The 21,880-nt window shown below is 55.3% G+C and carries 16 protein-coding genes; 8 read left to right on the forward strand and 8 right to left on the reverse strand.

Annotation, left to right across the window (positions count from 1 at the left end; genetic code table 11):
• Positions 1–216 precede the first annotated feature (216 nt).
• The 5 genes from H586_RS0117455 to H586_RS0117475 form a co-directional block, all read right to left on the reverse strand.
• A complete protein-coding gene (locus tag H586_RS0117455) occupies positions 217–843 on the reverse strand; it encodes a tetratricopeptide repeat protein (protein ID WP_011369411.1) in 627 nt (208 codons plus the stop codon).
• Entirely contained in the window at positions 833–1,225 is a 393-nt protein-coding gene (locus H586_RS0117460; protein ID WP_011369412.1) for a hypothetical protein, read from the reverse strand. Before H586_RS0117460 ends, H586_RS0117455 begins: the two co-directional genes overlap by 11 nt.
• Positions 1,225–1,896, reverse strand: coding sequence for a YkgJ family cysteine cluster protein (locus H586_RS0117465; protein WP_011369413.1), 672 nt, complete (start codon positions 1,894–1,896; stop codon positions 1,225–1,227). Before H586_RS0117465 ends, H586_RS0117460 begins: the two co-directional genes overlap by 1 nt.
• A 379-nt stretch (positions 1,897–2,275) precedes the next feature.
• Entirely contained in the window at positions 2,276–2,464 is a 189-nt protein-coding gene (locus H586_RS0117470) for a ferredoxin (RefSeq protein WP_011369414.1), read from the reverse strand.
• Positions 2,465–2,658: 194 nt separating this feature from the next.
• Positions 2,659–4,074: a trypsin-like peptidase domain-containing protein gene (locus tag H586_RS0117475; RefSeq protein ID WP_027182651.1), complete on the reverse strand. Its 1,416-nt coding sequence runs from the start codon at positions 4,072–4,074 to the stop codon at positions 2,659–2,661.
• Between the two features lie 82 nt (positions 4,075–4,156).
• On the opposite strand from H586_RS0117475, the gene cobT reads away from it, so the two are divergent.
• From cobT to H586_RS0117495, 3 genes are all read left to right on the forward strand, one after another.
• On the forward strand, positions 4,157–5,233 hold the full coding sequence (gene cobT / locus H586_RS0117480) for a nicotinate-nucleotide--dimethylbenzimidazole phosphoribosyltransferase (protein WP_027182652.1): 1,077 nt from the start codon (positions 4,157–4,159) through the stop codon (positions 5,231–5,233).
• A 30-nt stretch (positions 5,234–5,263) separates the two neighbouring features.
• Positions 5,264–6,250, forward strand: coding sequence for an ABC transporter ATP-binding protein (locus H586_RS0117485; protein ID WP_011369417.1), 987 nt, complete (start codon positions 5,264–5,266; stop codon positions 6,248–6,250).
• A gap of 234 nt (positions 6,251–6,484) precedes the next feature.
• Positions 6,485–7,588, forward strand: coding sequence for a helix-turn-helix domain-containing protein (locus H586_RS0117495; RefSeq protein ID WP_051364093.1), 1,104 nt, complete (start codon positions 6,485–6,487; stop codon positions 7,586–7,588).
• Between the two features lie 203 nt (positions 7,589–7,791).
• Here H586_RS0117495 and H586_RS0117505 read toward each other — a convergent pair whose 3' ends face one another.
• Positions 7,792–8,472, reverse strand: coding sequence for a DUF47 domain-containing protein (locus H586_RS0117505; protein WP_011369420.1), 681 nt, complete (start codon positions 8,470–8,472; stop codon positions 7,792–7,794).
• 32 nt (positions 8,473–8,504) lie between these two features.
• Complete coding sequence (locus H586_RS0117510; RefSeq protein ID WP_011369421.1) at positions 8,505–9,740, reverse strand: inorganic phosphate transporter; 1,236 nt, start codon at positions 9,738–9,740, stop codon at positions 8,505–8,507.
• Between the two features lie 230 nt (positions 9,741–9,970).
• Between H586_RS0117510 and H586_RS0117515 the strand changes: the two genes are divergently transcribed.
• Positions 9,971–11,791 (forward strand): ATP-binding protein, encoded by a 1,821-nt coding sequence (locus tag H586_RS0117515; RefSeq protein WP_034619685.1) that lies wholly within the window; start codon positions 9,971–9,973, stop codon positions 11,789–11,791.
• 1,008 nt (positions 11,792–12,799) lie between these two features.
• Here H586_RS0117515 and H586_RS0117520 read toward each other — a convergent pair.
• Positions 12,800–14,050, reverse strand: a complete 1,251-nt coding sequence (locus H586_RS0117520; protein ID WP_234702992.1) for a M23 family metallopeptidase — start codon at positions 14,048–14,050, stop codon at positions 12,800–12,802.
• A 371-nt stretch (positions 14,051–14,421) separates the two neighbouring features.
• Here H586_RS0117520 and H586_RS0117525 point away from each other — a divergent pair, with 371 nt between their 5' ends.
• From H586_RS0117525 to gyrA, 4 genes are all read left to right on the forward strand, one after another.
• Positions 14,422–15,732: a DnaA ATPase domain-containing protein gene (locus H586_RS0117525; protein WP_027182658.1), complete on the forward strand. Its 1,311-nt coding sequence runs from the start codon at positions 14,422–14,424 to the stop codon at positions 15,730–15,732.
• Between the two features lie 142 nt (positions 15,733–15,874).
• Positions 15,875–17,029 carry a DNA polymerase III subunit beta gene (dnaN, locus tag H586_RS0117530; RefSeq protein ID WP_011366206.1) on the forward strand — a complete coding sequence of 385 codons (1,155 nt, stop codon included), beginning with the start codon at positions 15,875–15,877 and terminating at the stop codon, positions 17,027–17,029.
• The gene (gene gyrB, locus H586_RS0117535; protein WP_027182659.1) at positions 17,030–19,423 is read left to right on the forward strand and encodes a DNA topoisomerase (ATP-hydrolyzing) subunit B; all 2,394 of its coding nucleotides are present in this window, start codon (positions 17,030–17,032) and stop codon (positions 19,421–19,423) included.
• Positions 19,424–19,444: 21 nt separating this feature from the next.
• A complete protein-coding gene (gene gyrA, locus H586_RS0117540; protein ID WP_027182660.1) occupies positions 19,445–21,880 on the forward strand; it encodes a DNA gyrase subunit A in 2,436 nt (811 codons plus the stop codon).

Consider the following 21,880-nt stretch of genomic DNA (forward strand, 5'->3'; position numbering starts at 1 on the left):
TACTGCGCTGCTCCGCGCATAACCAGCCGCCTCGTACGCCCGAAGGCGACAGCTGACCGGACCACCTGTGGCGCAACGGGGGATGCAAGGGGAATCAGTCCCCTTGCCCGCCGGAGGCATCCTCTTGCGCAAAAACACAGGATATGCCGGACCGGGCACAAAAAAGCGCCGGAAAGGTAAACCTTCCGGCGCGGCATTTTCGGCTATCTGCAAAAACTAGCTGCGGTGGGGCTTCAGTTCTTCAAGAAACTGGGGAGCCACTTCAAAGCCGAGCTTCTGTGCTTCATCGGCATACTGCACAGCTTTGGCAAACTCACCTTTTTCAAAGTATGCGAGAGCCATGTTGTTATATGCAGGAGCAAACGAAGGCTCTTTCTGGATGATCTGCTTACACACATCCAGTACCATGTCGTAGTCTTCCATCATAAAGTAGGCTGTGGCCAGAGTCGCCTTTGCCTGTACAAAGTCAGGATCCCACTTCAGGGCTTTTTTCAGGGCCGCGATTGCCGGTTCGGGTTCACCGCGCTGCAGGTGAACAAAAGCTATGTTAGCCCACGGTACAGGGAACTTAGCCCTGCACTGGGCGGCTTCTTCGTTGTAGCGCATACATCCGTCCAGATCGCCACGCTGCAGGCATATGCCGCCAAGCTGCACAAAGGCTTCGGCAAAGCGCGGCGAGTTACGCACGCACTCGCGGAACGACTGCTCCGCTGCGGCCCAGTCGCGCTTGGAAAGCAGGGCAACGCCGAGATTGTAGTGGTGGTTTGCGCAGTCGGCATTGTCCTTGATTGCAGCCTGCAAATCGGCGATGTACTCGTCGATGTTATCGTAGCTATCTTTCATAGTCCGTAAACCCCTCTTTTTCCAACAAGTTATGATACCAGACGCAAAATTCAAAAATGCCCCGGTACTTCTCGTCTCGGTTGATTATGCCCAGAGCGCACTCCAGCGCACCCTTGCCGTATTCGTTTGAGTACTCCGAATGATCGCAGGTTTGCAAAAACTCGCGGACGAGCTGCTGCGTGGTACGTTTTGTAACGTCCTGACGCACATCCAGAGGGTCATTGGGCTTCTGAAAAGGATCCCACTTGTCGTAGCCTATCCGGTCGATGAACTTTCTGCGCCGCGGTGACATCTTTTCATAGATGAACCGCTTCTGTTCTTCCTGATCCGGAGTAAGTTCCTGCGGGGTTCCGTCGCGGAACATGCTTGCGGAAATGGCCATCACTCGTTTCCTTTTGCGGTGGCGCCTGCACCGAGGTAGGCGTCGTCGTAAGTGGTAAGCAGAGCCATGGACACAGGCACAAGCACGGTATGCAGCTCAGAAAAACGCGAATGTACGGCATCGCGGATTTCAAGGCTCAGCTGTGCAAGGCGTTCATGAATTCTGTCGATATTGACGGTGGGGTATTGTTTGCCGGCCAGAAAGGCCGACTTGCCGCAGCTGTGGGCCTTGCCGCCTATGGCTGTGGGAATACCGTACAGGCGGCAGGTGATGGGGCGATATTCATACAGTTCGCACCCGTCCGTTTCGCCCAGCAGGGGGCAACGCACGCGCACACGGCCCATATCCTGCAGAATTTCTTCTGCATCCCTGCCGTTCTGCACATCGCGATGAGCCTGCCGTTTCAGCTTTACAAGCTTGCGGTCTGTTTCATCGGCCCGTTCCACAATAACGGAACGTTCCGGCCCGAAACTGAATTTCTGACCGAACCGGTGATTCAGGTACATGGCCTCGACCAGTGAAAGGTCGAACACCGCGTAGCAACAGTCGCTACAGCCTTTTTCACAGGTCACACATTCGGGGTGGGCTTCCTGAACACGCTTGAAGACGTTATCAACATCGGCCACAAGCGCTTCATACTTTGCAAAAATTTCAGAAAAATCCTGCGTCATTCTTTGTCTGCTCCTCGCCGCCCCGGGCCGCCTGATACAAAAGCACACCACAAGACACCGGTCTTGCGTGTTTTATGCCATTCAGACGGTGAGGCCGGTTCTACTGGTCGGTCGGGAAGTCAGATAATCACCGCGGTCGGGCCTGTCCAGTGCATGACGGTCCAATCATGGCGATTCCGTTACGGATTATGGCGGTCAGCCGTCCCGGAACGGAACCGGCGAACGATGCAGGCCGGAGTTCTTTGCCCCGCGTGCGCCGGACTACGCATGCGGAGAAGTACAGGATGCGGGGAATATCCTGCTGAAAATGCTGACCGGACGACGGGAAAAAGCCCGCCGTCCGGCAGCATGTCGCGTATGCTTGCGAAAAAAAGCGAGCTTACACTTCTTCGATGGTGATTGCGTCGGATTCACAGACTTCGACGCAGGATTCACAGCCGAGGCATTCTTCTTCGTTCACAACAGCTGCTTTGCCGTCCTGAAGTTCGTAAACTTCAACGGGGCACACGTCTACACATTCGCCGTCGCCGGTGCACTTGTCGTGATCAACAGTTACATTCCAACCCATGGTAATCCTCCAGGCGTTTTTCTCGGGGTCTTATGACCCCAGATTTTTGTAAACCGCGCCGCGTAAAGCCGCTGGACGCGGACTTGTGGCAGCTAACCATTGCAGTGCAGATAGCTTTACCCCAATAGCGTGTCAAGACTTGAGGTGGATTCTCAATGCACCTTGTGGAAAAAGTTTCTAATTGTCAGAAAAACTTACAATATCATGCGTACATAGGCGGCTCTTCCGCCGCGTGCCGCCACCAGCAGAACAGCACCGGAAAGCCGGTGCCTGACAAAGGCCTCGGCAAAGTCCTGAAGCGATCCCGTGCGCAGACCGCCCACCTGCAGAATGGCATCACCGGCTTGCAGCCCCAGACGGCCGGCAGGGCTGTCCGGACGCACTGATTCGATAACCACACCCTGCCCGCGGGCATCACGCACGCGCATGCCCCAGCGCATGGCCGCCATGGAAAGCGCATCCTGCGCCCCCAGCGCCACAGGAACCACTGCCGTGCGGCGTAATTCCCCCTGCCGGAATATCTGCAGCCCCAGCTGACGACCGCGTGTATGGTTTCTCAGTAGCTGCAGGTAATGATCCTTATCCTGCACCGTATCATTTTCCATCCGCAGAATTACATCACCGGGCTGGATACCGGCTTTTTGCGCGGGAGTGCCCGCGTACACGCGGGTCACCAGCATACCGCCGGTGCCGCGCAGCCCCAGCCATGCTCCGGTGCGCTGGTCAATATCCTGCCCTTCCACCCCCAGCCACACCGGCCGCACCCGGCCGGAACTCAGCAATTCATCCACCACCCTGCGGGCTTTGTTGACCGGAATGGCAAAACCTATGCCTTCGGCATTTGCCTGTATGGCGGTGTTCACTCCCACAAGCTCTCCGGCTATATTGATAAGCGGCCCTCCGCTGTTTCCCGGATTGATTGCGGCATCGGTCTGGATGAGATCTGTAAACACGCCCTGCCTTGTCTGAATGGAACGCTGCAGCGCAGACACCACTCCGGTGGTCACCGTATGTCCGAATCCGAACGGATTCCCTATGGCGATGACTGTTTCGCCGGGCATCATGTCTGAAGAATCAGCCATAGGCACCTGCGGCAGCGATTGCGCAGCCTGCAGGCGCAGTACGGCAATATCAAAATCCGGTGCGGCACCCAGCAGGTCGGCTTCAAATTCGCGCCCGTCAAGCAGCCGTGCACGGATGGTCGTGGCGCCCGAAATAACATGGGCATTGGTCAGGACAAGGCCTCTGGAACCATCTATGATTACGCCGGAGCCCAGACTGTGACGCTGCATGGGCTGATGCCTCTGGGGCAGACGTAACAGCTCGCGCAGCAGCGGTGATTCCGCAAAGGGTCCGGGCAGTTCCGCCCCCTGAGCCATACGGGCCGTGGTTATATTGACCACGGCAGGAGCCACGGCATGCACAGCACGCACAACAGGAGTGACCCTGGGCGAATCAGGCAACGGGCCATGTTCTGCCCTGCTGCCCGCTGCCGCGACACAAACAAACATCACCGCCACAACGATGCGCAGACACAAGGCAGCACCTGCCGCAGACACCGCGCGTAAACGCCTCAGCCCTTTTTCCGTTACCGCAGCAGCTGTTTTCATAGCATTTCCCTCTCCGCCATGCGGCTGTCTTGCCATTTCACCATGCCGATTGTAGGTATCAGGATTCTTAAAGGAGTCTTTCATGTCACATTCCGTGGAATACATAATACAGCACATTCCCCCTGTTGATACTTCGCTTGCCGGTGCTGCACAGGCGCATCTGGACAACCTGACAAAGCCGCGGGGCAGTCTGGGACGTCTGGAAGAACTGGCGCTCCGCCTTTACTGCATACAAGGCGGCGATACCCCGCTGGCAGCCGATCCGGCGCGCATTTACACCATTGCCGGTGATCATGGTGTAGCAGCCGAAGGCGTCAGCCCCTTTCCGCAGGAGGTCACGCGGCAGATGGTGCTCAACTTTCTGAGCAGCGGCGCAGGCATCAATGTACTGTGCAATACCGTGGGCTGTGAACAGTTTGTTGTGGATGCCGGCAGCTGCGGAGGGGCCTACCCAGAACACCCCCGGCTGATACAGCGCAAAATTCATCCCGGAACAGCCAGTATCGCGCAGGGTCCGGCCATGACAGCCGAGCAATGCAGACAGGCCCTGCAACTGGGCATTGATCTGGCCGGCATGGCCCGCGAGGCGGGTTGCCGCACCGTGGGTACAGGCGAGATGGGCATATCCAATACCACTCCTTCCACAGCGCTGTACTGTGCCTACCTCGGGCTTGATCCTGCCGGCATCACCGGGCCCGGAGCGGGCATCACCCCCGACCTTGTAAAACATAAGACAGATATTATCCGCAGAGCCCTTGCCGTCAACGCCGGTGCGGTACAGTCACAAAACGCCGTGGATATTCTTGCCGCCCTAGGGGGCTACGAAATAGCGGCTCTGACGGGACTTATTCTCGGTGCCGCCTACCATCGCATGGCTGTTCTGGTGGACGGATTCATTTCCACTGCCGCATGGACCGCCGCATGGAAGATATGCCCCGCTGTGAGCGATTACAGCTTTTTCAGCCACGCATCTGCCGAAGCAGGCCACAAAACGGCGCTGCGTTCCATGGGTATTGAGCCTCTGCACGATCTCGGCCTGCGTCTGGGAGAAGGCACCGGAGCTGCTCTCACCCTGTTCCTGCTGCGCTCCGCGGCGGCAATTTTCAACGATATGGCAACGTTTTCCTCGGCAGGAGTCGCCACACAATCATCCTGTTGAGCAACCCTGTGGCCACTGATACCATCAGCCATGCCCCAACATCACACCACGGACGCCATGCACGATAATACACCCCTTCTGCAGATAACAGACGTTTCGCGCAGCTTTACGTTACGGCAGAAGCTGTTCGACGCTGCCGCCGACACGGTGAAAGCCGTGGATTCCGTCACGCTGCACATCAGCAGGGGAGAAACGCTGGGACTGGTGGGTGAAAGCGGATGCGGAAAAAGCACGCTGGCACGCATGACAGCCGGACTGCTAAAACCGGATTCCGGCACGGTGCATATAACTCCGGACTCCGGCGGTAGCGGCCGCATTGCCAACGCATCCGGTGTGCAGATGATTTTTCAGGATCCTTTTTCGTCGCTCAATCCGCGCATGCGGGTGGGACGCAGTATCGGAGAGGCTCTTGAAGTACAGGGAATGCCCCGTGCGGCAAGGCGCGCGCGGGTGGAACATCTGCTTGCCGTAGTCGGGCTGGCACCGGAACATTATGACCGTTATCCGCATGAGTTTTCCGGCGGACAACGTCAGCGCATCGCCATAGCACGGGCTCTTGCCCCTCAGGCTTCTCTGCTTGTCTGCGACGAACCGGTTTCCGCGCTGGATGTTTCCGTACAGGCGCAGGTACTCAACCTGCTGGCAGACCTGCGTGATTCACTGGGACTTTCCATGCTGTTCATATCGCACGATCTCAGCGTTGTCAGACACTTCTGCCATCGTGTTGCGGTTATGTATCTGGGACGCATCATAGAAACAGCCCCGCGTGACATGATATACAATGCCCCCCTGCACCCGTACACCAAAGCTCTGCTGGCATCGCTGCCGGTACCTGACCCCGATGCCAGAACAACGCATACACGTCTGCAGGGCGAACCGCCCAGTCCTGTCAGCCCGCCCTCCGGCTGTCACTTCCACCCGCGATGTCCGCACGCCATGCCGCATTGCCGCACGCACATTCCCGCAGAAACCGTCCTGCACGGCAGGCACCGCGTCCGGTGCCACCTGTATGCATAAACCCGCAGCTGCCGCCGACAGCCGGCAGACCGCCTTTTTCCGGCACAGTGTATACGCTGCTGTACGGGTGTGTACCGCTCATGGACTTCGTGCGGCACAGACGGTATAAAATAGCAATTGCGCGCACAAACAGCTCCGCAGCGCTTTCCACAGGCTTCGGGGTTGACGCTTCTTTCATGGTGGCTTACCGATAGGTTTATGGTTTTACCATGGCCAGTAACGCAAGGGGTGACGATGACTGACCGGAATCTGACACACAAAGAGCTTTCCGCCATGCTGGGGGTTTCCGAGACCACCATAAAAAGCTACCGGAGAAAGTTTCCGGGCTGTATTCCCGTGGCAAGCAAGGGAAAGCCCATCCGGTTTACTCCGGAGGCGGGCACGGTGTGCGTACGCATACGCGATATGTTCAATCTGGGCATGTCTGTGGAAGAAGTGCGCAGCAGGCTTGCCCAGGAGTTCGACTGGATAGACGAAGCCCCGCAACAAAAGCAGCAGGACGAGCCCAAAAACCGCAGACCGGACGAACCCGCACGGCGCACAGAGCTGTCACACGATTTTTCCGCTTCGGTCAGTAATCTGGCAAAATCCATGGTGGCTCTGACACAGCAGCAGGCATCCATGCTGCAGCGCCTGCAGAATATAGAAGAAATGCTGCGTCAGCTGGGACTTTCCGGACCGGTTGAGCGCAAACCCCTACAGGCAACGCTGGGTCCGGAGTGGGATGACCGCTTTGAGCGCATGCAGCAAGCCATGGAAATAATGGCCCAGACAGTCACCGGACTGCGCCGGCAAGTTACCGACCTGCGTCCGGCACCGGTTGCACAGGTTCCCGCAGGAACAGCACCGCAGCCGTCAGGGACGGCAGACGCAGATGATGCGCCCGCACACACCACGGACACAATGCCGCAGGCCGAAGATGCAGCCGGTGATGAGCAGATGTTTGCCGCTGTACAGGCCGTATCCCCGGGACGCAGCGACCCGCCCCGCAGGGTGATGATACTTCCGCTTGTTTTCCAGTCTTCGCGGGGAGAATATCTTGGTGTAGCGGGCAAAGCCCGCGGACGGTTCAGCGCAAATGACCTCAAGGCATTGCTGGCCATGACGTTCTTTCCGCCGGAACGGTACACACAGCAATGGGAACAGGACGGCAACGGCTGGTGGCTGCTGCTGACCCAGCCCGAAAGCGCCACCCCCCGCGAGTTTGCCATCTACATGGAAGAAACGGTGACACCGCGCGGCAACACTGTGGCGCTTGTACTGCGCCTTGCCGTTAACGGGGAAGAACAGCACCCCGTGGAACTGCACAATTTTATCAGTGAAATGCAGGGCGAATAGCAGCCGCATCATGAAAAAAGCAAAACGGCACACCGTACGGTGTGCCGTTTTTTTACGGCCGTAAAGCAATACCGCAGAACCGGATACTGCAGGACAAGAACACTCCGGACGCCGGACGCCGCACGCAGACAGCACTCAATGCCGCAGACGCCCTGAGCCATAAAAAAAGCCCTCTTGCGAGGGCATTTGGTATCGGGAAAAAACTACCGAGCAATCATAGAGCGCAGCATATCCGAGCAGTTCTCGGTATTATGGCTCATGGCGTACAGCGCATCCACAAAATGGATGAGCTGGTAGATATCCTTGAAATCAAGATCAGAACGGTAGATAGCGGAAACAATCCGGTTCTTTTCACGGAACACTTCGCGCTGCTGGGCACGGATGGCGCGGTAGGTGTTTTTGGTGGATTCTCTGTCCAGCTTGCCGCCGCCGTGGATGAGTCCCACTGTGGCATCAAGTGCCGGCTTCAGCAGTTCGATGCTTTTGGATACCTTGTGCAGGAAGAAAACAAACTCTTTCTGAAATTCATCAGGAATGGGAATGCGGCGCATGCCCAGCCAGTTAAGCGCTTCCTGCCCTGCATCAAGAATGTTGTCCTGACTGCGGGTATAGTTGATGAAAAGCGTCTTATCCACAGCCATGAACAAAGCACGCGGCAGGTGGTTGCGGATGTTGCGCTTTATCTTGTCGGCATGTTCTTCCGCGTCATCCACTTCTCGCAGCAGTGTATTGAAATCCTTGCAGGTGCCGCCGGTTATGTAGCACTCCATGGACTCTTCGATAAGACGCATGCCCTTGGCTATCTGCTCGTAATGCTCGACAAGTCCTGTCATGGGCGAGCGTTCGTCGCGTACAAGCCCGAAGAGGGGGATTCGAATGTTCATATATGAAGCCTCCGGTAACAGCCTTCAGGGTCCTACAAAAACGACCATCTGAGAAGCTGGAAAATGACGATACTGGTTATAGCGGCAATAGGTACTGTAAGTACCCAATAAAGCACTATTTTGTAAAGCACTCTAAAATCAACGGCACCAAAGCCTCTGGCCAGCCCCACGCCCACTATGGACCCCACAGCGGCGTGTGTGGAAGAAACCGGCATTCCCAGATTTGATGCCATGAGAACTGTTGTGGCCGCTCCGAATTCCACTGAAAAACCACGGGTATTGGTCAGTTTGGTTATTTTTTCACCCACGGTGGCCATCACCTTGTGCCCCAGCACGGCAATGCCCAACGCAATGCCCAGCCCGCCGATGACCAGAAGCCACAGGGGCACCTCCGCAGAAGCCAGCAGCGTGCGTTCGCGCGCTATCAGGTATATGGCAGCCACAGGGCCTATGGCGTTGGCCACATCGTTGGCGCCCTGCGACACCGCCACATAACAGGCCGTACCCACCTGCAGACGGCGGAACATGTCTTCCACTGCTTCGGGTCCGTCGGCATCTTTGGGCAGCGTGCGTGTAAACAGCACCCGGAAACCAGTCCACACAGCCACCGTCAGCACGGCGGTCAGCCCCAGCGCCACAGACCAGTGCAGGTTAAGACTCTTGCCCACCGGCGTTTTATAAAAAAACGAAAGCACCACAAGATCGGCGGTAAGCGCTATCCAGAACGGGGCCCAGAATCTCGCTTTTTCTATTATCTTGGTTCGGTACAGAATAAACCGCCGTATATGGGAAAATACAAAAAAAGCAATGCCTGCGCCAAAAAGCGGCGAAATGATCCATGAAAGCACCACAAAGCCCATACTGCCCCAGTTGACGACTTCGGGCCCTCCGGCAACAATGCCGAATCCGAGAATCGACCCCACGATGGAGTGCGTGGAAGAAACCGGCAGCGACGTAAGCGTGGCCACCAGCACCCACAAGGCAGCAGAAAGCAATGCGGCGAACATGCCAACCATCATCACCCGCGGGTCTGTTATCATATCCGCGTTGATGATACCCTTGCTGATAGTTTTAGTTACATGAGCACCCAGAAATACGGCGCCCACAAAGTTCAGCACACCGGCAATCATTACCGCCTGTTTGACGGTGATGGCTTTGGAACCGACCGATGATGCCATGGAGTTGGCCACATCGTTGGCCCCCAGATTGAATGCCATCATAAAGCCGGCGCCGACGGCGAGAACAAGAAAAACAGTGTATATATCCATGTAACCTGTCCGTTTAAGGGATGAGCGATGCCCTGAATTACCCTGATAGCGGTGACCGGAAGGTGCACAGGTAAACGGGGAGCAGCCGGATGCCTGTGTTGTTCCGCTGCAGGTAAAAGACGCCGCTCCACTACTGGGAAAAGCGGCCTTTGTCAAAAAAGCGCCACCGTCTTACCTGCCAATTGTAACAATCGTGTGACAAAAACGCCATAAAGTGACGGTTAAATAACATGATGAAACATTACTCCATCCGCCACAGACTGTTTATAGGAAGCATCATACTGTTATTTCTGGCACTTATTCCGCCGTTTATTTATGTCGGCGGGCTGCTGAAAGATGATGTGCTGACCGAATCGCGCCTGCGCGCACGCAACGGACTGGAAATGGCCGCATGGCTGATGGAGGAACAGGCACCGTTTTCTGACACCGCTTCCATGAACGCATGGGCACACCGGTTCGGACAGCGTACGGGTATACGCATCACCTACATCGAAAACGGCCGCGTTGTGGCTGATTCTGAAATTGCCTACGAACAGCTGCCGACGCTGGACAGCCATCGCAACAGGCCGGAAGTGAAAGCAGCTCTGGCCAACGGCGAAGGCATGGAAGTGCGCTACAGCACCACACTGGGCAAAGACCTTATTTATATGGCGCGTACCATCACAGTGCCCGACAGCGGACTGGACGGTGTGCTGCGCATTGCCCTGCCCGCGTCCGTGGTTAACGAGCGTCTGGCCGAGCTCAAAGAAGGTCTGGCTGCAGTGTTTCTGCTGGCCATGCTGGCCAGTGCCGGCCTTGCCTATCTTGTAACCCGGTCTCTGGTGCGTTCCATCGAAGACCTTGCCGCAACAGCCCACGCCATCGGACAGGGTGATTACGCCCGCAAAATCCGCGACTATCCGGGAACGGAACTGCGTCCGCTGGTTGATGCCATCAACGACATGGCAAAAAACACCCGCAGGCAGATGCAGATGCTTACCGACCAGAAAGGACGCCTTGAAGCCATTCTGGACGGCATAACAGACGGAGTGATGGTGCTGGACGAAGAAGGACGCATCCATTCTGTAAACACGGCACTTACCGATATGTTTCCGCAGGTGGCGGGCATGGAAGGGGCCACCCCCCTTGAAGCCACCATGCAGCCGGATCTGCAGAAAGCAGTGGATGCCATGCTGCGCAGCGACACCGCCCACAGCGGCCAGCCTATGCCCGATACCGGACGGGTGTGCAATGTGGAACTTTCCGGCGGGCGGTACATGGAAATAACTCTGGTGCCTTTTGCCGACCCTGCCGGAACAAGAAAAATAGTACTGGCGTTTCATGATGTGAGTGAGCGCGAACAGCTGGAAAAAGTACGTCGGGATTTTGTGGCCAACGTGTCGCATGAGCTGAAAACACCGCTCACCAGCATCAAGGGATACACCGAGATGCTTATCGAATCACCGCCAGCAGGCCGCGAGCAGAACAGCATGTTTCTGCAGACCATCCTTAAAAATGCCAACCACATGATAAAAATGGTCAACAGCCTGCTGGTTCTGGCACGCGCCCAGCACAAACGCGAACAGACAGCCATGTCCGCAGTGGATGCCGCAGCCGTCATCCGCCAGACCGTGCGAGAAATGGACCCTGCAGCGCACGAAAAAAATATCTCCATCGAAACACAGATGCCCGAAACACCACTTATGGTCACAGGAGACAGAGATGCTCTGTGTGAAGTTTTCCGGAACCTGCTGGACAACGCCGTCAAATACAGTCCGAATAATTCTGCAGTGACCGTTTCTGCCCGAATAACCGAAGGCAGAGCAGCCTTCTGCATAAAAGACAGCGGTCCGGGAATTCCCGAAGCCAGCAAGGAAAGAATCTTTGAACGCTTCTACAGGCTAGACAGAGACGGAGATACGCACAAAAACGGTTCCGCCGGTCTTGGACTGGCAATCTGCCGCAGAATAGTGAAAAGCCACGGTGGCGAAATATGGGTGGAAAGTCCTCTGGACAGTAAAACCGGATCCGGCGCCGCCTTCTTTGTCACGCTGGATACGGCATCCGCATAACGCATCCTCTCAAAAAAAATTCAAAGGCTTCCGCTGGCAGAAACACTTCCGGCGGAAGCCTTTTTCATTCCCTGCAGCCATTTTTCCCGCTCTTCTCTGCCCGATTATTTGCAGCCAAGCCTCTTTCTGTCTCCGACGGGCAAGGAGCTGTTTGGGGGAGTGATTGTTTTATGTCTCCGACGGGCAAGGGGAATGATTCCCCTTGCATCCCCCATTGCGCCCGAAGCGGACCGGTCAGCTGTACCCTTCGGGCGTACGGGCGGCATCATCGGCACGGAGCAAGGCAGTACAGCGCGCCGCAGGCGTATCTGTGAAACATGCGAGGCGCGCACTGAGGGTGCAGGGAGGTCAGCTCCCTGCCCGCCGGAGGCTGTTTGTTTTTGTTTCAGATTTTGTATGTCTCCGACGGGCAAGGGCAATGATTCCCCTTGCATCCCCCATTGCGCCCGACGCGGTCCGGTCAGCTGTACCCTTCGGGCGTACGGGCGGCATCATCGGCACGGAGCAAGGCAGTACAGCGCGCCACAGGCGTATCTGTGAAACATGCAGGGCGCGCACTGAGGGTGCAGGGAGATCAGCTCCCTGCCCGCCGGAGGCTGTTTATTTTTGTTTCAGATTTTGTATGTCTCCGACGGGCAAGGGGAATGATTCCCCTTGCATCCCCCGTTGCGCCCGGCGCGGACCGGTCAGCTGTACCCTTTCGGGCGTTCATGGCGGCATCACCGGCACGGAGCAAGGCAGTACAACGCGCCGCAGGCGTATCTGTGAAATATGCGAGGCGCGTACTGAGGGTGCAGGGAGGTCACCTCCCTGCCCGCCGGAGGCTACCTCCTTTACTCCGCTTGCCCGACCTGCTCCCGAAGTTGTACACAAAGAACGTACAATAAATGTTCATAACAAAAATAAACCATTAATATAAAAAATATTATCATATAATCACTTTCAAAATAAAAAACCCCCGCCGGAATCACCGGCGGGGGTTATCTACAATATTTTTCTTTTATATTTCTACATACTGGATGTGTTATCTACACCGTATGTCTGTAAAGCAAGAGTTCCGTCCAGATACCCTTTATACGAAACAAGCACTGTCATGAACTCATCCATGCGTTCTCTGGATACGGGTTGCGAACGGGGGTTGGTTACTCTGGAAGGGTTAAGGTATTTACCATAGCGTTTCATGCGGAAATCAAGATGAGGCCCTGTGGCGTACCCTGTTGCTCCCACATAGCCTATAACCTGTCCCTGAGCCACTTTCTGCCCGCTGCGGATGCCTCTGGCATAACGCGACATATGAAGATACGCGCTTTCGTATCCGTTCATGTGCCGTATTTTAACATACTTTCCGGCGGCCTTGGTTCTGGCAACGGCCACAACGGTACCGCTGCCTATGGCTTTGATGGGGGTGCCTGTGGGGGCGGCGTAATCTATTCCGTGATGTGGTCTGACAATATTAAGCACAGGATGCAGACGGGCATTGCTGTAGCCCGACGAGATTCTTCTGAAATCAAGAGGAGCCTTCAGAAAGGCCTTGCGCAGGCTTTTGCCGTCCGCTGTGTAATATTCGCCCCTGCCGCCGTCTTCCAGCAAAAAGCCTTCATACGGGGTGTCCTGGTTGACAAAACGGGCAGCCAGAATACGTCCGTACCCTTTGAACTCACCTTCACGGTAGCGTTTTTCCACCACCACGGTAAAACTGTCGCCTTCGCGTATATCCCTGATGAAATCCACTTCCCACATGAAAATGTCTGCAAGGCGGTATGCCAGCGCAGCACCTTCACCGGCGTTTTCCACTGCGGTGAACAGGTTGGACTCTATTTTTCCTTCCACTCTGTCCAGCTGGATATCATAGGGAATAGGTTCCACTGCGGCGTGAAAAATATCACCGTCCCGCGCCACGGTCAGGATGCTTGTGTCATCTATTTCATACCGGAACGACTGAAGTTCATCCTGCAGACAGGTCACGCTCCAGGGCTGCCCCGCCTTGATACGGGAAAGGCTGAATACGTCATTGCACTGCCTTGCCAGAGAATAAACCTCTGCCGGAGAGAGCCAGTTTTCCAGAATACCGGAAACCGTATCGCCGGGCTGGATGGTGCCTGTGATGGTTTCTGGCACGGGCACCGGAGGCATCTCAGGCGTGGCAACATCCTCTGTCATGCTCTGCTGCGCACCGCCGGTCACAGCCTCGGGCGTGGTATCTTCGTCGCGCAAAAACAGCCCCGTGACGATCACAAGGCATAAGGTGACAACCGCCATACCGGCCGCAAGGCGTTTTTTCCGCGTATCCGCAGTCCGCAGTGTGTTTCTTTTTTTTACTGGCCGCATTAATCCTTCCCGCACGGAAGTCCGTGTACTCTGTTTGTCTGGTTACCTCCACCTGACAGCGGCGTGTACCCTACACAAGGCTACTATACAAGCCTATGGAGAACACAAGAGATTGTCTAGACTTTTTCCACAACTATAACGCCACGTTCGCCGGGCCTTTCAGTGCAGGCAGCAAGCTTGTTAAAAACCTTTAAATCTGATATGTTTCTAAGGTTGGATTGTACTGCTCCGGCATGCTGTAATTTTCTTTTGCCCATGCCATGCCATCCCGCATTTAAAAATACATAATTTGCAATAGATACGTGTTAAAAAAAGCGCTGCGCCAACACTTCAGGCAGTCCTGCACCGAACAGGATCTGCACCGGTGGTTTGATCCGCTGGATATCACCCTGGCCGATGAAAAACGGCTTGAGGTGCGTTTTCCGCATCGTTTTTTTGCGGAATGGTTTTCCACTCAGGTGCAGGGCCGTTTCGAGTCAGAACTGAACACATTCATGGGAGAAGGCACCACTGTGGAATACACCACAGGCTGCTGCCCCGTGCTGTCTTCGTCTCCCCTGCCGCCGGCCGCCGTTTCCAAAAAGCTTTCGGCACCTTTCGGCCGCGAATACACGTTCGAGACATTCATCTCCAACAAGCGTAATTTCTTTCCTGTTGCTTCGGCGCGCGAACTGGCCAGACAGGAAGAAGAAATACGTTACAACCCCTTTGTTCTCTGCGGCCCCGCAGGCAGCGGAAAAACCCATCTGCTGCGCGCCATAGCAAACGAGCTGAGCAAGACTGTAGATAAAAAACATATTTTTATCAGCACAATAGACGATTTAGGAACACTGTTTAGTAACAATGGTTCCGGCGATCCGGCACAGGTGCGCCAGCAGCTTTCGGCATGTCACTATCTGCTGCTTGACGACCTGCACCGCCTGCGCGAACAGCCCCAGTTGCAGGATGAGCTGACAGTGCTGTTCAACAGTTTTTACGACCGGCAGAAGCAGATGGTATTCACCTGCCCCGGCAAGCTGTCAGAACTTGATTTTCTGGAAACCGGCCTGCGGTCGCGTCTGGAATGGGGACTTATTGTCACCATGAAGACCCCCGATCTTGAAATACTGGTCACGTTTATCCAGCGGCAGTGCAAGCTTCACAAACTGCAGCTTGCCAAAGAGCATGTTTTCACGCTGGCACAACGTTTCCGCGATTTCAGGCATCTGCAGGGTGTGCTTAACAGACTTACCGCCTACCGCGATCTTGTTAACCGCACACTGGCTGACACTGATTTCGAGCAGGTGCTCAGCCATACCGAGGCCGGTGCCGGCCGCCCGCTGACAGCAGACAGAATAATAGCCCTGTGCGCAGGACGTTTTTCATTGCCGCCAAAGGATGTCACCGGCGACAAACGCCACCAGAAAGTGGTTCTGGCGCGTCAGGTTGCCATGTACCTCTGCCGCGAACTCATGGGCAGTTCATACCCTGTTCTTGGCCGGACTTTTGGTGGTAAGGACCATTCAACGGCGATGTATGCTGTTAAAAAAATAAAGAAAATGATAGATAGTGACAAAACGACCAGGCAGTTGGTCACAGAGTTGAAGAAACAGTGTCTATCCGGTGCGGAATAACCGCCGCCGGCCATGGCACTGTCAATACAGTTCGTATAAACTCACAATACAGGCACTTAAAATAATCATACATAAAAAGTAGTTATGCAGGTTGCCTACATAGGAACCGCCCCTACTACATAATACAAAGGGAGAATACCTTATGTATTTAAAAGTTTTCAAAGAGGACGTGATCGACGGACTTCAGAAAGCAGCCAACATCATTCCCGCCAAAACAGGAGCGGCTTATCTGCGTTCCATCTGGCTGAAAGCTGAAGCGGGTATGGTGCATGTTCTTTCCACCGACTCCAATATCGAGTTCAGAGGATCGTATAAGGCGGAAGTGACCGAGGAAGGTCTTGCCGGAGTTCAGGGGCGTGCCTTTGTGGATCTTATCCGCAAGCTTCCTGCCGGAGAGATCACCCTGCATCTTGACCCCAAGACCGGTACGCTGGGCATTGAACAGGGACGCCGCAAATATACGCTGCCCACCAATGACACCGCATGGTTCCAGAATTTTTCTGATTATCCGGAAAGCGGCAGTGTTTTCTGGTCCGGTGATTTTCTGCAGGAACTCATCGACAAGCTGTCTTTCTGCATAAGCGACGAAGACACCATGGAAGCCATTGCCTGCATGAGCATGAAACCCCGTCAGGACAACGCCATTGAAGCCTGCGGACTGAACGGCCACCAGTTTGCCATGCAGCGGTTCCTCAATGACGATATTCATGCGCTGCTGCCTGCCGAAGGCATTCTGGTGCAGAAAAAATATCTTATGGAGCTGAAGAAATGGCTCGGTGCCGATGAGATAGAACTGAACATTGACAACAAGCGTCTTTTCTTCCGCACGGGTGATAAGCGTGAAACATTCAGTTTGCCTCTTTCGTATTACCAGTATCCGGACTATACCAGCTTTGTTTCCAAACTGAGCACACCCGATGCCGGAGCGCTGGAAGTAAACCGCAAGGATATGATGGCCGCTCTGGACCGCGTGCTTATTTTCAATACCGACAACAACCGCTGCACCTACTTTGATCTTGAAGCAGGTGAAGTTTCTCTGTCCTCTCAGGGACAGGAGGTCGGTTCCGCGTCCGAATCGCTGGAAGGCACCTACGACGGCAGCCTTAAGCGCATAGCCTTTCCCACGCGTAATCTTATCGAGATAATGAACCACTATCAGTCGGACTCCATGCGCTTCACGCTGACCGGTACCGAAGGCCCTTGCGGTCTGACCGGTGAAAACGACCCCGACTATCTGGTAATCGTTATGCCCATGAAGATAGTGGAAGAGACGTACTACAGCGAGGAAGAAGTCTAAATGACCAACGAGACACAAAAGCAGAGCTACGACGCGGCGAACATCACCGTTCTTGAGGGGTTGTCCGCTGTGCGCATGCGCCCTGCCATGTACATAGGCAGCACTGACAGCCGCGGTCTGCACCATCTGGTCTACGAAGTGGTGGATAACTCCATCGACGAAGCCATGGCGGGATACTGCGATAAAGTCACCGTGAAGCTGCATCTTGATAACAGCGTGACCGTTATCGATAACGGACGCGGCATTCCCGTGGACATCCACCCGAAAGAAGGCCGTCCCGCGGTTGAAGTGGTCATGACCGTGCTGCATGCCGGCGGCAAGTTCGACAACGATTCGTACAAGGTGTCGGGCGGGCTGCACGGGGTGGGTGTTTCGTGCGTGAACGCCCTTTCCGAATATCTCGAAGTTACCGTGCGTCGTGACGGGTATAAATATCATCACCGCTTTGAACGCGGTGTGCCGGTCAAGGAACTGGAGCGCGTCGGAGAAACCGACCTGCGCGGCACCACCATCCGCTTCCGTCCGGACGAAGAAATTTTTGAGACCAATCAGTTTTCCTTCGATATCCTCAAAAAACGCTTTGAGGAGCTCGCGTACCTCAATCCCGGGCTCGAGGTCGAGTTCATAGACGAACGTACCGGAGATACCGCCTCGTTTCATTACGAGGGGGGTATCCGTGAGTTTGTGAAGAACCTGAACTCCGGCGAAGGCGGGGTGCACTCCATCATTTTCGCCTCGGGCGAATCCGATAACGTGATGGTGGATTTCGCGTTGCAGTACAACGCGGGGTACAAGGAAAACATGCTCACCTTTGCCAACAACATCCGCACCAAGGAAGGCGGCACGCACCTTGCCGGCTTCAAGACCGCGCTCACAAGGGCCATCAACAACTACATCCAGAACTCCGACCTGCCTAAAAAGCTCAAGGTCAAACTGTCGGGTGATGATGTGCGGGAAGGTCTGACCGGCGTTGTCAGTGTTAAACTGCCCAATCCGCAGTTTGAAGGGCAGACAAAGACCAAGCTGGGCAACAGCGAGGTGGCGGGTATTGTCTCCGGTCTGGTGTATGAAAATCTCAACACCTATTTCGGCGAAAACCCCAAAGATGCCAAGCTGATCATAGAAAAGGCCGTGGATGCCGCCCGTGCACGTGACGCCGCCCGCAAGGCGAAGGATCTTGTACGGCGCAAAGGGGCGCTTTCCGACAATGCCCTGCCCGGCAAGCTGGCTGACTGCCAGAGCAAGGATCCCTCTGAATCCGAACTGTTCATAGTGGAAGGTGACTCCGCAGGCGGTTCTGCAAAACAGGGGCGCAATCCTTCCACTCAGGCCATTCTGCCGTTGCGCGGTAAAATTCTGAACGTGGAAAAGACCCGCTTTGACAAGATGCTGGCCAACAAGGAAGTCAAGGCTCTCATCACGGCCATGGGGGCGGGAATAGGCGAAGAAGACATCGACTACGGCAAGCTGCGGTACCACAAAATCGTCATCATGACCGACGCCGACGTGGACGGTGCCCACATACGCACGCTGCTGCTGACGTTCTTCTATCGCCAGTATCCCGAGCTGATAGACAGGGGGCACCTGTATATCGCCCAGCCGCCGCTTTTCCGTGTGTACAACAGCAAGTTCGAGCGGTTTATCAAAGATGAAACCGAGCTGAACACCTATCTGCTGGAACGCATTGCCAAAGACGTCGTTATCGAGGCGCATAACGGCATGGAGTTCCGTGAAACGCAGATACTCGACCTGCTGAAAGCCATACGGTTCATCAATGCCAGAATTGCCGACGTGGAAAACGTGGGAATAGGCCGCAATCTCTTTCTCGCGTTTCTTGAATACGGCGAAAAACTGTCGCCCCAGTTTTTTGAGACGCCTGAATTCAACGGCTTCGGAACGTATCTGCAGGAAAAAGGCTATTCCGTGCAGACCAGCGTTGACGAATCCGGACTGGAACGCCGTGTGTACCTGGAATTTGAAGACAGCAACGGGCACAAGACCCGCATCGGCAACGAGTTCTTCAACTCCAAGATGTACAAGCAGCCTTACGATTCGATGGCCGACATGCGCCGCATCTGCGGCGGATTCTCGTTTGTGGTGGACCGCAAGGGCGAACGGACCGAAGTGGAAAACATCTTCGTTCTGCTGGACCATGTGCTGCAGGAAGCGCGCAAGGGTATAAACATCCAGCGGTATAAAGGTCTGGGCGAAATGGATGCCGAACAGCTTTGGGTGACCACCATGAACCCCGAAAACCGCGTGCTGCTGCAGGTACAGGTGGATGACGCGGAAGAGGCCAACGAGATATTTGAACAGCTCATGGGCGACAGGGTTGAACCGCGCCGCGAATTCATCGTGCGTAATGCCCTGAGCGTTCAGGAACTGGATATTTAACACACCCGAGAGGCTTCAGAAGTGTCCAATCAGGTTACCATCGAAGACGAGCTTAAGAAGTCATATCTTGAGTACTCGCTGAGTGTTATTATAGGCCGCGCCATTCCCGATGTGCGCGATGGCCTGAAGCCCGTGCACCGGCGCATCATGTTCGCCCAGCACGAGCTGGGCAACGGGTATAACCGTGCGCCGAAAAAATCGGCCCGTGTGGTCGGTGACGTTATCGGTAAATACCACCCGCATGGCGATTCCGCCGTGTACGATGCCCTTGTGCGCATGGCACAGGATTTTTCCATGCGCGACCCGCTTGTCACCGGTCAGGGCAACTTCGGTTCCATTGACGGCGATTCCGCGGCAGCCATGCGTTATACCGAAGTGCGCATGTCGAGACTCGCTTCGGAATTCATGGCCGATATAGACAAGGAAACCGTCGAGTTCCGCCCCAACTATGACAATACCCTGCAGGAACCCGCGGTGCTGCCCACCAAGGTGCCCAACCTGCTGCTTAACGGCTCTTCGGGTATTGCCGTGGGTATGGCCACCAATATTCCGCCGCACAACCTCGGCGAACTGGTTGACGGCCTGCTGCTGGAACTGGACTCTCCGGAATGCACGGTGGCTGATCTTGCCGGGCTGGTCAAAGGGCCGGACTTTCCCACCGGCGGCTTTTGCTACGCGGGCAGAGGACTGCGCGATGCGTATGAAACAGGACGGGGCACTGTTAAAATCCGCGGCCGTGTGGAAGTGGAAGAACGCAAAAAAGGCTTCCAGTCCATTGTCATCCGCGAAATACCCTATGCGCTGAACAAGTCATCGCTTGTGGAAAAAATAGCCGCGCTGGCCAACGAACGCAGGATAGAAGGCATAACCGACCTGCGTGACGAATCTGACAGACGCGGTATCCGCGTGGTCATAGACCTGAAGCGCGGGACCATTCCCGAAATCGTCATTAACCAGCTGTATAAATATACTCCGCTGGAGACGTCTTTCGGCATCAATATGCTGGCTGTGGTGGGCAACAGGCCCCAGCTGCTTACGCTGAAAAAGGTCTTTGAGTGCTTTTTGCAGCACCGGCGCGAAGTCATTATCCGCAGAACGCACTATGACCTGCGCAAGGCCGAAGCCCGTGCCCATATTCTGGAAGGTCTGCGTATCGCGCTGGATAACATCGACGAAGTGGTCGAACTTATCCGGGCATCCAAAACACCGCCGGAAGCAAAAGAACGGCTCATGCAGCGGTTCTCGCTTTCCGAAGTGCAGGCTCAGGCCATTCTTGATATGCGTCTGCAGCGTCTTACCAACCTCGAACACGAAAAGCTGATCGAGGAATACCGCGAGCTGCTTAAAAAGATCGAATACTTCAAGTCTATTCTGGAAAATGAAGAAGTGCTGCGCGGCGTTATCCGTGACGAGCTTAAAGAGCTCAAGGAAACATACGCCACCCCGCGGCGGACCGAAATGCTGGAAGATGAACTTGAAGGAATAGACATCGAGGACCTTATTCCCGACGAGGATGTGGTCATCACACTGTCGCGGCGCGGGTACATCAAGCGTACTCCGCTGGACAGCTATCAGCAGCAGCGCCGCGGCGGTAAGGGCATTGCCGGTGTGCATACCGGTGATGGTGACTTTGTGCAGGATTTTCTGGTGACTACAAACCACCAGTACCTGCTGCTGTTCACCAACAAAGGGCGCATGTTCCAGCTTAAGGTGCATCAGGTGCCCGAAGGCAGTCGTACCGCCAAGGGAATGCACATCAACAACCTGCTGCCCATGGAAGAAAACGAATGGGTGAACACCGCGCTGACTATCCGTGAATTCACGGAAGAAAAGTATTTCCTTTTCTCCACCCGTAAAGGCATGGTCAAGCGCTCCAGTGCATCGCTGTATGCCAAGGCCCGTCGTACAGGGCTTATTGCCGTGGGGCTGCGTGAAGGAGATGAGCTTATCATGGTGCGCGAGGTGGATGACAACTGCGAAGTTGTTCTGACCACCGAAAAAGGTATCGCCATACGCTTCGGCTGCGGCGATGTGCGCCCCATGGGGCGTTCCGCTACCGGCGTCAAAGGCATTGCGCTGAGTCAGGACGACAGTGTGGTGGCCTGCGTTACCGTGCAGGGCGGACTGGAATCGGAAATAATGACCGTTTCGCGGTACGGATACGGCAAACGGACACTTATCGATCGGTACCGTGTGCAGAGCCGCGGAGGTAAAGGTGTCATCAACTTCAAGGTGACACCCAAGACCGGTGAAGTGCTGGGCGCCATGACCGTAGTATCCAACGACCAGCTGATTCTGCTTACCTCCACCAACAAGATTATCCGCATAGGTGTGAAAGAGGTCCGCAGTGTGGGCCGCGCCACACAGGGCGTGCGTCTTGTCTGGCTGGACGAAGGCGACCATGTGGTCGGCTTTGACAGAGTTTCGGAGCAGGAACAGGAACAGCTTGACGATTAG

The organism is Oleidesulfovibrio alaskensis DSM 16109 (assembly GCF_000482745.1).
In the GTDB taxonomy this organism is placed as follows: domain Bacteria; phylum Desulfobacterota; class Desulfovibrionia; order Desulfovibrionales; family Desulfovibrionaceae; genus Oleidesulfovibrio; species Oleidesulfovibrio alaskensis.

Bases quoted from the DNA above. Each gene is read 5' to 3' on its own strand.
- H586_RS0117515 (WP_034619685.1), top strand. From the start codon at position 9,971: ATGATGAAACATTACTCCATCCGCCACAGACTGTTTATAGGAAGCATC.
- H586_RS0117505 (WP_011369420.1), bottom strand. From the start codon at position 8,472: ATGAACATTCGAATCCCCCTCTTCGGGCTTGTACGCGACGAACGCTCG.
- H586_RS0117470 (WP_011369414.1), bottom strand. From the start codon at position 2,464: ATGGGTTGGAATGTAACTGTTGATCACGACAAGTGCACCGGCGACGGC.
- H586_RS0117485 (WP_011369417.1), top strand. From the start codon at position 5,264: ATGCCCCAACATCACACCACGGACGCCATGCACGATAATACACCCCTT.
- cobT (WP_027182652.1), top strand. From the start codon at position 4,157: ATGTCACATTCCGTGGAATACATAATACAGCACATTCCCCCTGTTGAT.
- H586_RS0117475 (WP_027182651.1), bottom strand. From the start codon at position 4,074: ATGAAAACAGCTGCTGCGGTAACGGAAAAAGGGCTGAGGCGTTTACGC.
- H586_RS0117520 (WP_234702992.1), bottom strand. From the start codon at position 14,050: ATGGCGGTTGTCACCTTATGCCTTGTGATCGTCACGGGGCTGTTTTTG.
- H586_RS0117455 (WP_011369411.1), bottom strand. From the start codon at position 843: ATGAAAGATAGCTACGATAACATCGACGAGTACATCGCCGATTTGCAG.
- H586_RS0117495 (WP_051364093.1), top strand. From the start codon at position 6,485: ATGACTGACCGGAATCTGACACACAAAGAGCTTTCCGCCATGCTGGGG.
- gyrB (WP_027182659.1), top strand. From the start codon at position 17,030: ATGACCAACGAGACACAAAAGCAGAGCTACGACGCGGCGAACATCACC.
- H586_RS0117460 (WP_011369412.1), bottom strand. From the start codon at position 1,225: ATGGCCATTTCCGCAAGCATGTTCCGCGACGGAACCCCGCAGGAACTT.
- H586_RS0117465 (WP_011369413.1), bottom strand. From the start codon at position 1,896: ATGACGCAGGATTTTTCTGAAATTTTTGCAAAGTATGAAGCGCTTGTG.
- H586_RS0117510 (WP_011369421.1), bottom strand. From the start codon at position 9,740: ATGGATATATACACTGTTTTTCTTGTTCTCGCCGTCGGCGCCGGCTTT.
- dnaN (WP_011366206.1), top strand. From the start codon at position 15,875: ATGTATTTAAAAGTTTTCAAAGAGGACGTGATCGACGGACTTCAGAAA.